This window comes from Trinickia sp. (assembly GCF_057351765.1).
Map to the genome: position 1 here is coordinate 74025 of NZ_JBMRBK010000051.1, position 16027 is coordinate 90051.

16 protein-coding genes are annotated in these 16027 nt (G+C 62.9%); 14 read left to right on the plus strand and 2 right to left on the minus strand.

The window, feature by feature from the left end:
• Positions 1-132 precede the first annotated feature (132 nt).
• From mreB to ACO1XS_RS14000, 12 genes are all read left to right on the plus strand, one after another.
• On the plus strand, positions 133-1179 hold the full coding sequence (gene mreB / locus ACO1XS_RS13945) for a rod shape-determining protein (RefSeq protein ID WP_414720347.1): 1047 nt from the start codon (positions 133-135) through the stop codon (positions 1177-1179).
• Between the two features lie 137 nt (positions 1180-1316).
• Positions 1317-2186: an MOSC domain-containing protein gene (locus tag ACO1XS_RS13950; RefSeq protein WP_486390941.1), complete on the plus strand. Its 870-nt coding sequence runs from the start codon at positions 1317-1319 to the stop codon at positions 2184-2186.
• 35 nt (positions 2187-2221) lie between these two features.
• Positions 2222-3058: an alpha/beta fold hydrolase gene (locus ACO1XS_RS13955; RefSeq protein ID WP_440563364.1), complete on the plus strand. Its 837-nt coding sequence runs from the start codon at positions 2222-2224 to the stop codon at positions 3056-3058.
• A 115-nt stretch (positions 3059-3173) separates the two neighbouring features.
• Positions 3174-5465 carry an amylo-alpha-1,6-glucosidase gene (locus ACO1XS_RS13960; protein ID WP_486390942.1) on the plus strand — a complete coding sequence of 764 codons (2292 nt, stop codon included), beginning with the start codon at positions 3174-3176 and terminating at the stop codon, positions 5463-5465.
• Between the two features lie 74 nt (positions 5466-5539).
• A complete protein-coding gene (locus ACO1XS_RS13965; RefSeq protein ID WP_331574130.1) occupies positions 5540-6400 on the plus strand; it encodes a MurR/RpiR family transcriptional regulator in 861 nt (286 codons plus the stop codon).
• A 322-nt stretch (positions 6401-6722) separates the two neighbouring features.
• On the plus strand, positions 6723-7478 hold the full coding sequence (gene glnH, locus ACO1XS_RS13970) for a glutamine ABC transporter substrate-binding protein GlnH (protein ID WP_331574132.1): 756 nt from the start codon (positions 6723-6725) through the stop codon (positions 7476-7478).
• Between the two features lie 115 nt (positions 7479-7593).
• Entirely contained in the window at positions 7594-8250 is a 657-nt protein-coding gene (gene glnP, locus ACO1XS_RS13975) for a glutamine ABC transporter permease GlnP (RefSeq protein WP_331574145.1), read from the plus strand.
• A complete protein-coding gene (glnQ, locus tag ACO1XS_RS13980) occupies positions 8247-8975 on the plus strand; it encodes a glutamine ABC transporter ATP-binding protein GlnQ (protein ID WP_486390943.1) in 729 nt (242 codons plus the stop codon). Before glnP ends, glnQ begins: the two co-directional genes overlap by 4 nt.
• Positions 8976-9005: 30 nt before the next feature.
• On the plus strand, positions 9006-10049 hold the full coding sequence (locus ACO1XS_RS13985) for a C45 family autoproteolytic acyltransferase/hydrolase (protein WP_486391003.1): 1044 nt from the start codon (positions 9006-9008) through the stop codon (positions 10047-10049).
• 15 nt (positions 10050-10064) lie between these two features.
• On the plus strand, positions 10065-11426 hold the full coding sequence (locus ACO1XS_RS13990) for an aspartate aminotransferase family protein (protein ID WP_486390944.1): 1362 nt from the start codon (positions 10065-10067) through the stop codon (positions 11424-11426).
• Positions 11417-11995: a carboxymuconolactone decarboxylase family protein gene (locus ACO1XS_RS13995; protein ID WP_486391004.1), complete on the plus strand. Its 579-nt coding sequence runs from the start codon at positions 11417-11419 to the stop codon at positions 11993-11995. The genes ACO1XS_RS13990 and ACO1XS_RS13995 overlap by 10 nt, the downstream gene beginning before the upstream one ends.
• A gap of 75 nt (positions 11996-12070) precedes the next feature.
• Positions 12071-12703: a TetR/AcrR family transcriptional regulator gene (locus ACO1XS_RS14000; RefSeq protein WP_486390945.1), complete on the plus strand. Its 633-nt coding sequence runs from the start codon at positions 12071-12073 to the stop codon at positions 12701-12703.
• Between the two features lie 93 nt (positions 12704-12796).
• Here the strand turns inward: ACO1XS_RS14000 and ACO1XS_RS14005 are convergent, their stop codons facing one another.
• Positions 12797-12988, minus strand: coding sequence for a hypothetical protein (locus ACO1XS_RS14005; protein ID WP_331574142.1), 192 nt, complete (start codon positions 12986-12988; stop codon positions 12797-12799).
• Positions 12989-13302: 314 nt separating this feature from the next.
• On the opposite strand from ACO1XS_RS14005, the gene ACO1XS_RS14010 reads away from it, so the two are divergent.
• The gene (locus ACO1XS_RS14010) at positions 13303-13665 is read left to right on the plus strand and encodes a helix-turn-helix domain-containing protein (protein ID WP_331574179.1); all 363 of its coding nucleotides are present in this window, start codon (positions 13303-13305) and stop codon (positions 13663-13665) included.
• Positions 13662-14951 carry a type II toxin-antitoxin system HipA family toxin gene (locus ACO1XS_RS14015; protein WP_486390946.1) on the plus strand — a complete coding sequence of 430 codons (1290 nt, stop codon included), beginning with the start codon at positions 13662-13664 and terminating at the stop codon, positions 14949-14951. Before ACO1XS_RS14010 ends, ACO1XS_RS14015 begins: the two co-directional genes overlap by 4 nt.
• Positions 14952-14963: 12 nt before the next feature.
• Here ACO1XS_RS14015 and ACO1XS_RS14020 read toward each other — a convergent pair whose 3' ends face one another.
• Entirely contained in the window at positions 14964-15986 is a 1023-nt protein-coding gene (locus tag ACO1XS_RS14020) for a DUF2891 domain-containing protein (protein ID WP_331570561.1), read from the minus strand.
• Positions 15987-16027: the final 41 nt, after the last annotated feature.

Genomic DNA, 16027 nt, shown 5'->3' on the forward strand with positions numbered 1-16027 from the left:
AAAAAGTGCTACCGACCCTAAAGGTGTCACCTACCGCTGCCGTAAAGCGATTGTCGGGTGAACCCTACCCGGCACAACGTGCGCGACTCGAATTTTGCCGCTGGAAGACTCGCCTGCCGTTGTTGTCACTCTATGAGAGAGTCAACGATGTCGCATCACATTTTCCGCCGTCTGCTGCCCAGGCCCGTTGCCGTGGATCTGGGAACCGCCAACACGTTGATCTATATGCACGGCAAGGGCATCGTACTGAATCAGCCATCGGTGGTGTGTTTTCAGAAGACGCCGAGCCCGGGCGCGGGGCGGGTGGCGGCCGTGGGCGAGGAGGCCAGGCAACTGCTCGGACGTTCGCCCACGAACCTCGAGGCCGTCCGACCGATGCGGCATGGCGTGATCGCGGACTTTGCCGCGGCCGAACAAATGTTCCGCGAGTTCGTCGAGATGGCCCGGTTGCGCTCCCTTTTCGGCCTTCGCGCCGAGTTCACGATCTGTGTGCCGTGCTCGGCGACGCAGGTCGAGCGGCGCGCGATTCGCGAGGCGGCGCTCGCCGCCGGAGCCGCCAAGGTCAGCCTCATCGACGAATCGCTCGCTGCCGCGGTCGGAGCCGGCTTGCCCGTCGGAGAGGCGCGCGGATCGATGGTCGTGGATATGGGCGGGGGAACCACCGAAGTCGCTGTGGTGTCGCTCGGCGGTGTCGCATATCAAGGCTTCGTGCGTGTCGGGGGCGATCAATTCGATGCCGCGATCGTGTCCTACGTCCGCAGCCTCTACGGCGTCGTGCTGGGCGATCAAACGGCCGAGCATGTCAAAAAGACGATCGGCTCCGCGACGCTCGACGTGCCGACCGAACGGGCGCGCGCGATCGGTCGCAGCCTCGTCGACGGTCTGCCGCGCACGATCGAGCTGTCGAACCACGATGTGGCGGAAGCCCTGGCCGCACCGCTTCGTACGGTTGTCGCTGCGATCAAGCTCGCGCTCGAAAACGCGCCGCCCGAGCTCGTCACCGATATCGCCGATAGCGGAATGGTCCTCACGGGCGGCGGCGCACTGCTCGCCAACCTCGATAAGCGGCTCGCCGAGGAAACCGGGCTCGCCGTGCGCGTCGCCCACGAGCCGCTCACCTGCGCCGTACGCGGAGCAAGCGCGGCCGCGAGTTGCGTCGACGCCGCCGCGTTCGGCTGATCCCGCAACGGCTTGCCGGAGCCCGCGCACGGGTGCTTGGCGTGCAGCATGCGAAGGCGGCCAGCTTGGTCTAGTGCCTCGCGGCGGTGTTACCATCGCCGCTTTCACCGGCATTGCGGCCAGGCAAACATCCATCCATGGCAACGATCAGCCAGATCAACGTTTATCCCATCAAATCCTGCGCGGGCATTGCGCTCGACGAGGCGCGCATGTTCGCGCACGGGCTCGAATACGACCGGCATTGGATGCTCGTCGATACCAGCGGCCGGTTCGTGACGCAGCGGACGATGCCGCGCATGGCGCTGATCGAGCCGGAGTTCGCGGGCGGCGAGCTCGTCGTTCGGGCGCCGGGTCAAGCGCCGTTTCGTACGCCGTTGGACGCAGCGGTACTGTCCGATGCCGAGCGCATCGAAGTCACCGTCTGGCGCAGCACGTTGAACGCGCTCGACGTGGGCGGCGAGGCAGCGCAGTGGTTCTCGGCGTTCCTCGGTGCGCCGTTGCGGCTCGTACGCTTCGATCCCGCCGCGCAACGCATCGCGAACCGCGACCGGACCGGAGACACGATCGCACCGCTTCGTTTTGCGGACGGCTACCCGCTGCTCGTGATCGGCCAGGCGTCGCTCGACGATCTCAACGCGCGGCTCGCGAAAAAAGGCGTCGATGCCATCCCGATGAATCGGTTTCGACCCAATCTCGTGCTGAGCGGCATCGAGGCGTATGAGGAGGACTATATCGATACGCTGCGGCTCGAGACCGGTGCCGGTCCGATCGGATTGCGGTTCGTCAAGCCGTGCACGCGCTGCCCGATTCCGACGATAGATCAACTCAGTGGCGCTCCCGATCCGCGCTGGCCTCACGAGCCGACCGATACGTTGAGCGCCTACCGCGCCGACAGTCGCGTCGACGGGCAAATGACGTTCGGACAGAACGCCGTTGTCGTCGAGGGCGCCGGCACCGTGCTCCCCGCAGGCTGCGATGCGTCGCCCGAACTGCGCTTCGACAACTGATGCGGATGCCAGCCCCGATGTCCTCCCGTCCCTCCATGCTCGCACCGGCTTCCGATCTGCATTTCATCGAACTTGGCAATGGCTTGCGCATGCCTTACGTCGAACGCGGCGCCGGCGAACTGCTTCTCTTCGTGCATGGTTCGCTGTGCGATTACCGTTATTGGCAGCCGCAGCTCGCCGGATTGTCCGCGCACTTTCGATGCGTGGCGGTGAGCCTCACGCATTACTGGCCGCTGGGCGGGCTGCCCGGCACGGTGCCTTTCAGCTGGAGCCGTCACGCGGACGAGCTCGCCGAGTTCATCGACAAGCTCGGCGCGGGCCCGGCCCACATGGTCGCGCATTCGCGCGGCGGTTGCGTCGCGTTTCATTTCGCATTGCGGTACCCCGAGCGCCTGCGTACGCTGACGCTCGCCGATCCCGGCGGCCCGCTGCAGACGCCCGGACAGGCGCTCGCGATTCTGCCCGAGACCGTCAACGCGCTGCGCGCTCACGCGGCGATGCTGATCGAGGCCGGCGAAGCCGAGGCCGGCCTGGAACTGTTCGTCGATTCGGTCAGCCGCGTCGGCTCGTGGGCGAAGAGCACCCCGGCCTTCAGGACGATGGCGATGGACAATGCCGATACGTTGCCGCGCCAGTTCGCCGACCCGTTGCCGGCGTACACTCGTGATGCCGCCGCGCAGATCGCATGCCCGACGTTGCTGATCGACGGAGAGAAGAGTCCCGAGCTGTTTCGCCGCAACGTCACTGCGCTCGTCGACTGGCTGCCCGATACGCGGCGTCATACGATCCGCGGGGCCTCCCATGGCATGAACCTCGCGCACCCCGCCGCGTTCAATCGACACGTCGAGGCGTTCATCCGCGAGCAGGCATAGTCGAGCGGGCACCGCTCTTGCGGCACGGCGGCGCCGGCACGCCATCCCACATTTGTTCTTTGCCTTCGCGTATCGCTTTCTACAATCGAGAAGAGCCAACGTCAGGAGCCATACGATGCTGGATACCGAAGTTCCGGATTTAGTGACACGAGCGGGCGGTCCGACCGAACATCAGCCCGACGACGGCGCGTTCATTGCCCCCGAGCACCCCTACGTCGCACGCACGAGCCAGTACGTACTGAAATCGGGCGACACGTTCGTCGTCAACGACCCATTGGGCGACATCAACGGTTTCGACGACGGGCTTTTCGTCAACGACACCCGCACCCTTTCGCAGCTTCGCCTGACCTTCGGCGGGCGGGCGCCTTCGCTGCTGTCAGGCAATGTCAGCAGCGACAACACTTCGTTCACGGCACATCTGACGAACCGGCCGCTGCCGCCGGTGGGCGGCGGGTTCACGCCTGAGGGCGTCATCCACGTCGACCGCATGCGTGTGCTTGCCGGTACGGTACTTTACGAAGCGATTACGCTTACCAACTACGGCTCGACCGAGGCGGTCGTGCCGTTGTCGATCTCGTTCGGCTGCGACTTCAAGGATATGTTCGAGGTGCGTGGGCTCTCGCGGCCGAAGCGGGGCACCATCGCGGCGCCTCTCGTGAGTCGCGACGAAGTGCGGCACAGCTATACCGGTCTCGATTGTGTCGAGCGCTCCGTTCGGATTGCGTTCGCACCGCAGCCCGATCAGCTTGCGCAGGATCGGGCCGATTACTCGATCACGCTCCCGGCGCAGGCCTGCGTGTCGATTTATTTGTCGGTCGCCGTCGATGCGCACAAGCTCGCGGCGGCCACCTGTTCCGAGCCACCGGGTGCGCAGGTCGCACAGCCGCCGCACAGCAGCCATCCGGCGCATCTGACGCAAATCGATGCCGTGCGCCCGCGCGTGGGCCGTGCCGCCGTGCGTGCCGCACTGGCGAGCGCGCACTTGTCGATGCGTGAGCGGCGCCGGGCGACGGCCCGCATCCGGACGAGCAACCCGCTTTTCAACGGATGGCTCGAGCGGTCGTTCGCGGATCTCGGCCTGCTGACGACCGATTTGCCGACCGGCCCCTATCCGTACGCCGGTATCCCGTGGTTTTCGACGCCGTTCGGCCGCGATGCGGTCGTGACCTCGCTGCAGATGCTTTGGCTGCAGCCGTGGCTGGCGCGCGGTGTACTGAGCTTTCTGGCCGAATATCAGGCGCGCGAGGATTCCGCCTTTCGCGACGCGTCGACGGGCAAGATCATGCACGAGATGCGCAAGAGCGAAATGGCCGGAACGGGGGAGGTGCCGTTCGCGCTTTATTACGGGGGTGTCGACACCACACCGCTTTTCGTCGTGCTGGCCGGCGCCTATTTCGCGCGTACGGCCGACGAGGCGTTCATCGACGAACTGTGGCCCGCGCTCGAGCGAGCCGCGCAGTGGGTGGCCGGCGTCTGCGATAAAAATCCGCACGGACTCGTCGATTACCACTCCACTTCCGATCGCGGGTTGGCGAATCAAGGATGGAAGGACAGCCACGATTCGGTGTTCCACGCCGATGGACGGATGCCGGACGGGCCGATTGCACTCGTCGAAGTTCAGGCCTACGCCTGCGCCGCTTTCGACACGATGGCGAAGCTTGCCTCACGGCGCGGGCTCGTCGATGCGGCGGCGCGTTATGCCGCACGCTCGGAAACCTTGCGGGAGCGCGTCGAAGCGCTGTTCTGGATGCCCGAGGCGAACTTTTACGGCATAGCGCTCGACGGTCATGGCGAGCTGTGTCGCGTGCTGGCTTCCAATGCGGGTCACCTGCTTGCATTCGGGCTGCCGTCGCGCGAGCGTGGCGAGGCAGTGGCAAGCAAGCTGGAATCGACGCAGTTTCATACCGGCTGGGGCGTGCGTACGCTGGCCGCGAATCAGCCGCGTTTCAACCCGATGTCGTATCACAACGGCTCCGTCTGGCCGCACGACAACGCGTTGTGCGCGCGCGGGCTCGCGTGCTATGGCGACAAACCGGCGGCAGTGCGCTTGCTGGAGGCGCTGTTCGAGGCCGCAGTGAACTTCGATATGCGTTTGCCCGAGCTCTTTTGCGGCTTCATGCGTCAGCACGGCGAGCCGCCCACGGCCTATCCCGTGGCCTGCCTGCCGCAGGCCTGGGCGGCCGGCGCGCCGTTCATGATGCTCGAGGCCTGCCTTGGACTGACCATCGATGCCGAGCGCGAGCAGGTTCTGATCGAGCAGCCGGCATTGCCCGAGGGGATCGACTGGCTCGAAGTGAGCAACCTGCGTGTGGGCCGCAAGACCGTCACGATCACGTTCAGCCGGGTGGGCGGCAAGATCGTCGCGTCGGCGGATAAGTCGGACGTGCGCGTAGCGGCGGTGTTGTGATCGGGGGCGCGCCCGCATGAGCGGCGGACGGTGGTAACATTTGTTGCCGCCGCCAGTCGTTCGGACACCACCGCATGCCGCAAACTTTCGACGAACTCGCCGCGCTCGTTCGCGCGCGTTTCACCGAGCTGAGCCCTCAGTTTCAAACCGGTGCCGCGTTCCTGCTCGATCACGCGGACGAGGTCGCCGTCTTGTCGATGCGCAAGGTGGCCGAGCGTGCGCAGGTCCAGCCCGCTTCCCTCGTGCGTTTGTCGCAGTTGCTCGGCTTTCCCGGCTGGAACGAGTTGCGCGAGCTGTTCGTTGCGCGCCTGCGCAGGCGGCCGGAGCCGATGACCACCCGGGCGAGATCGCTCGTCGCGGGGGCGAAAAGAGACACCTTCGCTCACGATCTGCTGGTTGCGCAGCAGAATAACCTGGTATCCACTGCCGCACACAACGAACGCGGCCTCGCACAGGCGGCGCGGCTTTTGCGGCGCGCCAAGCACGTCCATGTCGCCGGTTTCCGGTCCTGCTATGCGGTCGCGTTCGGTCTCGTCTATGGTTATCGCCTTTTCAGACCAACCGTTTCATTGTTGTCCGGCGAAGGCGGCACGCTCGAGATGCAGTTACGAAGCATCGGGCACGACAGTGCGACGATAGTGATCAGTTTCGCACCGTATTCGGCAGAAGCGGCGCGTGTAGCCGAAGCGGCGCTCGAAAACGGCAGCCACCTCGTCGCGATTACCGACAGCGCCGTTTCGCCGATCGCGCTCAACGCGGCCCAGGTGCTGATCTTTTCCCACGAAAGTCCATCGTTTTTCCCCTCCCTGCTCGCGGCCACCGCCCTTGCCGAATCGCTCGTCGCGCAATTGTTGGCGCTCGAGGGCGCACACGCCGTCGAGGAACTCGAAGCAGCCGAGCGTGCGCTGCATGCCAAAGGCGCATACGTCGCCTGATCGGCCCGGCCTGCTCAGCTTCGTTTCACACCTCTCGGACCCTCCCAAGCTATCGGCGGCCGGTTTGCAACGTTTGTTGTAAACAGCTAAATCGTCACACCAACCGCCTCGCTTCAGCGGTTATGAGGTAAATCCCCCTTGACGATTCTTTTTGTTGTTATAGCATTCGCGTTGACAACATATGTTGTTGAGAGGGGCGAATCGCACATCAAGCGTTGAGGATGCGGCGATGCCGACTTCGCTTGCAGCATGTGTCGTTCGAAATGCGCGAGGCTGCCTTGCCGCCTTGATCGCAGCTATTCAACCGGCAGTGGAGGCCAACATGAAAGGTCGTTCGTTCTTGATGTCATTGATTGCGGTGCTCGCGTTGGGATCGGCTGCGGTCCCCGCCTGGTCGGGTGAAGCGCTGACGGTGGGCACCGATACGTCGTTCATGCCGTTCGAATTCAAGCAGGGCGACAAATACGTCGGTTTCGACATCGACCTGTGGGCCGAAATTGCGAAAGACCTGCATTTGACCTATAAGCTGCAACCGATGGACTTTGCGGGGCTCATCCCAGCCTTGCAGACACATAACATCGATGTCGCGCTCTCCGGCATGACGATCAAGGAGGAGCGCAGGAAGGTGATCGATTTCTCGGATCCGTATTACGACAGCGGTCTGGCCGCCATGGTGCGCGTAGACGACACAGCCGTGCGCTCGATCGACGATCTCAACGGCAAGGTCATCGCCGCGAAAACGGGAACGGCGACGATCGACTGGATCAAGGCGCACCTCAAGCCCAAGGAAATCCGCCAGTTCCCGAATACGGACGAGGCCTATATGGCGCTCGAGGCCGGACGCGTGGATGCCGCGATGCATGACACGCCGAACGTTCAGTTCTTCGTGAATACCGCGGGCAAGGGCAAGGTCAAGGTGGCGGGTACACCGGTCAGCGGTGACAAATACGGCATCGGATTTCCGAAAGGCAGCCCGCTCGTTTCGCAGGTAAACGAAGAGCTCAAGCGCATCAAAGCCGATGGCCGGTACGCAACGCTCTATCGCAAGTGGTTCGGCGCCGAGCCGCCGAAGTCCTGAGCGAGGCGCGCGGCATCTGCAAAAACGCGACGAAGCCGCGGCGGGCGAAGTCTCTCTCGCGCTATGTCATGTATGTGGGCGCGCAATTGTGTCCACGAACAACGGGAGCATGAACGTGGAGTTCGATTGGTCGGTGATCTGGGGAGCGCTTCCCGATCTGCTCGAAGGCGTGAAGCTGACGATATGGATCGCGGTGGCGGGCCTCGTGGGTGGTTTCGCGATCGGCCTGCTGGCGGGTCTTGCGCGCGCTTACGGGCCGCTCGCGTTAAATGTGCTTGCTCAAGCCTATATCGAGTTGATTCGCGGTACGCCCATCGTCGTACAGGTGATGTTTCTCTATTTTGCATTGCCGCTTTTGGCGCATGTGCGGATCGACGGGATGACAGCGGCGATCGTGGCGATCGCCGTCAATTCTGGCGCCTATCTGGGCGAGGTGGTGCGCGGCGCGTTCCTTTCGATTCCGCGCGGGCTGACCGAGGCAGGGCTGGCGATGGGTTTGTCGATGCCGCGCGTGCTGATGAAAATTGTGGGGCCGCTTGCATTCCGGCGCCTGATTCCGCCGCTCGGCAATCAGTGCATCGTGAGCCTGAAGGACACGTCGCTTTTCATTGTCATTGGTGTGGGCGAGCTCACGCGCAAGGGCCAGGAAATTATCGCGGGCAATTTTCGCGCGGTCGAGATATGGACGGCAGTGGCCTGCATCTATCTCGTTCTGACGGGCGCGATGACGTTCGTTCTGCGAATCGTCGAAAAAAGGATGCGGATGCTATGAGCATGGTCGAATTCAAATCCGTGACAAAGCACTTCGGCGCGGTACAGGTGCTGAACGGTATCGATCTGACAATCGATGCGGGGGAAGTCGTTGTCGTGCTCGGACCGTCGGGGTCGGGCAAATCCACGCTGCTTCGCTGCATCAACGCGCTCGAGAAAATTTCGGGCGGCGATCTTCTCGTCGACGGTCTCAGCGTGAAAGGGCGGGGCGCGGATATCCATCGTATTCGGCTCGAAGCCGGCATGGTGTTTCAGCAATTCAATTTGTTCCCACAGATGACAGCGCTCGAAAACCTCATGTTCGGGCCGATACAGGTTCGCGGTGCGACGCGGACGGCGGCCCGCGAACAAGGGCTAGCCTTGCTGCGCAAGGTGGGACTGGCCGAGCGCGCCGGGCACTACCCCTCGGAGCTTTCCGGTGGGCAGCAACAGCGTGTCGCTATTGCGCGTGCGCTTGCAATTCGGCCGAAACTGATGCTGTTCGACGAGCCGACCTCGGCACTCGATCCCGAGTTGCGACACGAGGTGCTGAAGGTTATGCAGGATCTCGCAACCGAAGGCATGACGATGATCGTCGTCACGCACGAGATTGGCTTTGCGCGGCGTGTCGGCACGCGGTTGGTGTTCATGGACGAAGGGCGGATCATCGAGGATGGCCTGCCCGCCGCGCTGCTCGATCGCCCGCCGACGCTGCGCTTGCAGAACTTTCTCAAACACGTCGCGTAACGCGGCAACCTGTTCTCGCCTATGTCCGCTATGTCGCAGTTGGAATGCTTTTCGATCGAGGGCGATTCGCACCGGATTGGACGTCGTCTGGGCGAATTCGCCCGGCCTCATTTCGACGCCTATATGGCGCAAAGTCCAACGTGGCAGCAGTTGCGCCGTTGGCGCGGCCATCCGTTCGTGGCCGCGTTGCGAGCCGCGGCGGTAACCGCGTTTCCCGAATACGTCGCAGAACTCGACGGCATGGCGCGCGGGCTGGGGTGGTCCGCTGACGATCTGTTCATCTGGAACTGCCGCGGCGAGTTGATCCACCGGACGGCTGACGGCTGTACGACGCTGGCGGTTGCCACAGCATCGCACCGGGCGATCGCCCACAACGAGGATGGCGATCCGTACTTACTGGGGCCGGGACGATGCTTTTTAGTCGATGTGAAGCCGTCGGGCCGGCCGGGCTTTATCAGCCTTTGCTATCCAGGCTCGCTGCCAGGGCATACCTTTGCGGTGACGCGCGCGGGCTTGGCTCAGACGATCAATAATGTTCGCATCGTCGAGTCCGCGCCCGGTGTGCCCAGGATGATCCTTGCACGCGCCGTGCTGGACGTCGATTCGCTCGATGCAGCGCTTTCGCTGTTGCGGACGACGCCGTCCGCGAGCGGCTTTCACCATACCGTTGGGTGCGCAGGCGATTTGCGAATCGTCAGCGTCGAAGCGACGGCGCGCCGCAGCTCGGTGCTGCAGGTTCATGGCGTGTACGGTCACGCGAACCATCTGATCCATCCCGCACATGCCGGCGAGGCACAGATCGTGACCGCCTCGTCACGCGACAGGCAGGCGCGGCTGGCGCAGCTGTTGCCCCGAGAGCAAAGCGATGTGAACGATGAAGCGTTGCTAAGGACGCTTCGCGATCGCGCTCCCGAGGGGTTACCGATCTATCGCGACGATCCGCGCGACCCCGATGGAGAAAACACGTTGGCTACGACCCTGCTGCGTATCGAAAACAGCGGCGTCGCGATGCGCGTTCATCGAAGCGGTCATGTCGTGTTCGGACGGTTCGTCGAGCGCTCATACATTTCATGACACGAGGCTTACTCCATGTCTTACGTCTTTCATAGGATGCCTAAGCAAACGCTGCCCGTCGCGGTGACGGGCGACGGCATCGAGATCGTCGATTCGAAAGGGCAACGCTACATCGATGCAAGCGGCGGTGCGGCCGTTTCGTGCCTTGGCCACAGTCATCGCCGCGTGACCGAGGCCGTGGCACGCCAGGCGCGCTCGCTCGCCTATGCGCATACGTCCTTCTTTACGAGCGAGCCGGCCGAAGCGCTCGCGCAAACGCTGGTCGAATCGGCGCCCGCGGGGCTGGGTCATGTCTACTTCGTCTCGGGCGGATCGGAAGGTATCGAAGCGGCGCTGAAGCTGGCGCGGCAATACTTCGTCGAGCTCGGTGAGCCGCGGCGCCGTCATTTCATTGCGCGCCGGCAAAGCTATCACGGCAATACCCTCGGCGCGCTCGCGATAGGCGGTAACGCGTGGAGGCGCGAGCCGTTTCTGCCGCTGTTGGCCGAAACGCAGCATGTCAGTCCCTGCTACGCCTACCGCGAGATGCGGCCGGAGGAGTCCGAGACCGTCTATGCGCAACGTCTGGCAGACGAGCTGGAGCGAGAAATCCTGACACTGGGTCCCGGGACGGTGGCCGCATTCGTTGCGGAAACCGTCGTTGGCGCCACGGCCGGCGCCGTCCCGCCAGTGCGTGAGTACTTCAAGAAAATCCGCGCGGTGTGCGACAAGTACGGCGTACTGCTGATTCTCGACGAGGTCATGTGTGGGATGGGACGCACGGGCCAAATGTTCGCCTGCGACGAGGAGGAGGTGGTGCCGGATCTGCTCGTCATCGCGAAGGGGCTCGGTGCTGGGTATCAGCCGATTGGCGGTGTACTGGTGCACGATCGAATTTACGATGCGATCGTCAGCGGCTCGGGGTTTTTTCAACACGGGCATACCTACATGGGGCACGCAACGGCGTGTGCCGCGGCACTCGAGGTGCAGCGTGTGATTGCCGACGAGTGCCTGCTCGACAATGTCCGCGTTCGCGGCAAGCAGCTGCGTTCGCTGTTGGGCGAACGCTGGAAGCAGCACCCGTTCATCGGCGATATTCGTGGGCGCGGCCTGTTCGTCGGTATCGAACTCGTTCAGGACCGCGAGACAAAGGCGCCGTTCGATCCCGCGCTCAAGGTTCATACGGCCATCCGGCGTGAGGCGATGGCGCGCGGACTGATGGTCTACCCGATGGGCGGCACCGTCGATGGCAAGTTTGGCGACCATGTTCTGCTTGCCCCGCCGTTCATTTGCACATCCGACGACATTCAGCGTATCGGCGAGCGACTCGCGGATGCCATCGATGCAGCGCTGGTATCGAGCGGTGCCGCGCTTCCGATCACGGGGGAATCACGTTGAACGATCCGACCGTCCGTGCCCCCAGATTGCCGGCATTCGATCCCGCGACAGCGAGTGCCGAGCAGCAAGCCGTACTTGGCGAGATCCTTTCCGGTCCGCGCGGCAATCTCGACGGGCCGTTTCTGGCGTGGATGGCCAGTCCTGCGTTCGCACAACACGCCCAGCGGCTGGGCGCGTTCTGTCGCTACGAAACGGGGCTCTCGAAACGTCTTTCGGAGTTGGCCATTCTTGTGACGGCGGCGCGCTGGCATGCCCAGGCCGAGTGGCAGATTCATTATCCGATAGCCATCGATGCGGGCGTGTCGCCAGCGATAGCTGAGGCGTTGCGGACAGGCGAACCCCCGCGTTTCGACGATGAGGACGACGAACTGATCTTCGCTTTCGCGACCGAACTTTACGAAAACCGACGCGTTTCCGATCATACGTTCGAGGCCGCGCTTTCGCGGTTTGGACGTACAACGACAGTCAATTTGGTGGGCTTGCTGGGCTATTACACACTCGTTGCCATGACATTGAATGTGTTTGAAGTGACGATGCCCGACCGCGGTTCACCGCCTTTCAGCGAATAATGGATGGCGTCATTTTTGTCCTGCGGCGATGCAGTGCGACTTGAATTATTGACTGAGGAGTCATATTATCGCCGCATGACCACCGCTATCCCATCCCGCAAATCTCGCGCCGAGCCACGAGCAGCGCGCGGCCGCCCACGCGAGTTCGACGTCGACGAAGTACTGGACCGCGCGAGTCGGACCTTCTGGAACCACGGTTATCACGCGACTTCGATCGACGACCTTTGCGAGGCAACGGGCGTGCTCAGAGGTAGCCTGTATGGAGTATTCGGCGACAAGCATGGCCTGTTGCTGGCCGCTGTCGAGCATTACTCGGATGGGGTCATTGCGCGGTTGGCCGAGCGCTTGAGTGCTGAGGGCTCGCCAACCGAGTCGCTGCGCGAGGCGCTGCTGCATTACGCCAAAATCACCAATGCGCTCTCGGGGCAGCGCAGCTGCTTCATTACGAATACGACGCTCGAGATGCAGGCCGACGACACTGCGCTGCGCGAGAAGATCGAATCATTCCACCGGCGCACGACAACGCTGCTGACCGCCGCAGTCATCCGGGGCCAGGCGGCGGGCGAGTTCGATGCGTCGCTCGATGAAGGCGAGGTCGGCCGATATCTACTCTGTGTGACGCAGGGGTTGCGCGTCATGAGCAAAGTGGTCGACGACGAGAGCCAGCTGGCCGACGTCATCAATCTGGCGTTGCGCTCGCTGACCTGAAGATGTTGACCGTATAGTCAGAAAATCTGTGCGCGTCCGATGGATCGATGGGCGCGCGGGGTCATGCAGCGCAGGGCCGAGCCATTATTCCGCTCACCGAAATTCGAAACGGTTTCCCTCGAGGCGCCGCGCGGGGGTATCTCCGGTTTTCGGCTGCCAATTTGGCAAAATCTCCGGACCGAACAGCGTTGACGCGCCGGCTTTGCCGTTGCCTATGCCGCCAGCCTTGATGCGCTGCATCGAGAAGCCATCGTGACGAATTTGCGCGCCGAGCGGGGTCGGCATTGAAAACGGCTCGGGTTCGGTGGCCTGTGCCAGGAGCGGCAGCGCGCACAACAGGCAGGTCGCGCCGAGTGAGCGAATGGGGCTTGAGGACATGGCTGCACCTCATTGTCTGAAAGAAAACGAAGTTTGCCGTAGCGCCCGTGTGACTTACGCGAAGCGCTTTGTGCGCTTTCATGGGTTCGCCGGTGGGGCGCGAAATGAGGCTAGGAGGTCAATCTTAAAAACAGCTTAAGGCATGGGTCGCGCTCATCTGCTGGCTACGACGGCCGGCGCGGTCGTCGCAACAATTCGGAACGTCAAAAAGGAAAAAATAGTTGCCATTTTACGGAAAAAATGGAATTATTATTTCCATGCCGAGACGATCAAACGCCGCCGATATGCTCCCTTCCCCCGTGGAGCGTGCCCTTGCGGATTTCGGGGAGAACCTGCGGGTCGCGCGCAAGCGCCGCCGCGAGACCATGCAGTCGTTCGCCGAGCGCATGCAGGTGTCTGTCCCGACGCTGCGCAAGATGGAGGCGGGCGACCCTACCGTTTCCATTTCGGTCTATGCGATGGCGCTGTGGCTGGTCGGCCGGGTACAGTTTCTCCCCCGAATTGCCGATCCAGCCGCCGACCAAACGGCGCTCGCACTTGAATTGCAGAACCTGAAATCAGGCGGTAAAGGAGTCCAGCGATGAATGGAAGTATCGAGATCGGGACGAACAACGAACTGTCCGTCTGGATCTATCCGGAGTCCTCCGCCGACCCGGTGCATTGCGGTGTACTGGAGCTCATTCGCGGCCGGCTGTGTCGCTTCGAGTATGCGCCAGCATGGCTCGCGCGTGCTGACGCGTTCGAGTTGTCCCCCGATCTTCCGTTGCATGCTGGCAAGTTCGAGCCGGATGCCGGGCTCAACATTCACCCCATTTTTGCGGACGCGGGCCCGGATCGTTGGGGACGGCAGATCATCGATCGGGTGTTCCGTTTGCGACGGAGCTCAGAGATCGACTACCTCGCGGTTGCGGGCGAGGATCGCATCGGTGCACTGGCCTTCTCGCTCGAATCCGGCCGTTACAACGTCGTTGTCGAACAGGCGCTGCACACGGCTGATCTTGCGGCGTTGCTCAGCGCCGCTCAGGCAATCGAGCGACATATGCCGATCGATGACGATATGCGCCGGCTGCTGCGACCGGGCGCCAGCGCTGGGGGGGCGCGTCCGAAGGCAATCATTCGAGACGACGGGTGCCACTGGCTCGCCAAGTTTCCAGCGGAAGGGGACTCGGTCGACGTTTGCGCGATCGAACAGGCCTCGCTTCGTCTCGCGGCCGCGTGCGGTATAACGGTGGCCGACTCGCGCCTCGTGGATGTTGGCGGCCGCAATGTCCTGCTAGTCGAGCGATTCGACCGCGATGAGGCCGGTGGCCGGATTCATTTCGCGAGCGCGCGGACGCTGCTGATCGCGCAAGGCGTGGATATCGCGAATGCCGCCTATTCAGATATTGCGGACACGGCGCGTCGCTTCTCGCGGGCTCCGAAGGAGGAGGCGCGGGAGATCTTCAAGCGGATGGTGTTCAACGTCGCGATGGAAAATACGGACGATCACGAGAAGAATCACGCATTTCTGTGGCGGGACGGCCGCTGGAACCTCGCACCGGCCTACGACGTCCAGCCGCAGCTGCAGGGCATCCACTATCAGCAACTGAAGGTCGGCCGTTTTGACTACGAGCCCTCGATGCGCAACGTGCTATCGGATTGCGGCCGGTTTATGCTCACGGAAGCCGAGGCGCGCAGCGAGATCGGCGAGATGATGGTCGTGCTCGAAAGATGGCAGGAGCATTTTGCAGCGGCAGGTGTGCGCGAAGACGATATCGAAGCCTGTGCACGGTACGTTCGCGTCGGCGAGATGGCAAACGAATTCGAGAAACTCTGCGAGAAGCCGGCTCGTCGTTCGCGACGATCTGCTTCGCCGCCACCGGGTGCTTGACGCAGGCAACGATCAACTGCCGTCAGGGAGCGCTAGCGCCAGCACCGCAAACGTCCCCAGCCAATGCTCACCCATGTAATCGCCCGCCACATGGGTAAGCGCAGCCTGCAAATGCCGCTCGGCAGCATCCTCGAGCAGCGGCCGGCGTGCATCGTCTGGTGGCAGCGCTTGCGCAATCGAGCGCTGGCACCATGCTCTACTCAAATTCAGTCCATCCAGATGCGCGATCTTGCCATCGCTGCGATCCGTCACCGTTGCGGGCGTGAACAGCGTGGCCGGTTTCCCCTGCGCGAGGCCCGGCAAGAACCGGTCGAACCAGTTCAAAAACTCAGGTGGAGGCAGGGCACGTCGCATCAATTCCGCTTCCATCAGCGACGGAGAAAGAAATTCATCGCCGCTCGGCTCCCACGCTTGGCAAGCCGCATCGTTCAAATACCAGCGTTTCGCCGTATCGACGATCAACTCAGCGAAGCTTGCGCGCTCGGCGATACGTGCAAAGTCGAGCGCAAGAGCAAGCGCAAATGCCGTATTGAAATGCGTGCCTACGCGCAGCGGATAGGTGGCCTTCGGTAAAAACGCTTCGAAGCGCGCGACAAAGGTATCAGTCAGTGGCGCAATCGTACGCGACCAACGCGCGGCGTCGGTCCCGGGCATCGAATGAAGCTGAGCGGCGAGCGCGAGCAGCCAGGCCCAACCGTATGGGCGTTCGAAACTTCCGTTGTGAGGGAGCCTCAAATAAGCCAACTCCCCGGCAACGTTAGCATCGGTGAAGTGCGCATCCACGACGGCCTTGACGGCTGGCGCTTCGGGCATGTCGGGATAATGCGTCACCAAACGCAGCAGCATCCAATAACCGTGCACGCACGAATGCCAATCGTAGCTGCCATAGAAGATCGGGTGCAGTTCGCGCGGCGAGCGCACGTCTTCGGGACCCGCCAGAGCATGCGTCAGCTTATTGGGGTACTCGCGCGTCAAATGGGCGAGAGCAAGCTTGGCGAGTTTCGAGGCCAGGGCGGGGGTGAGAACGGAGATCATCGGCTTGTCGAGCCAAAGCGAACGATGGGCCAACGATACGC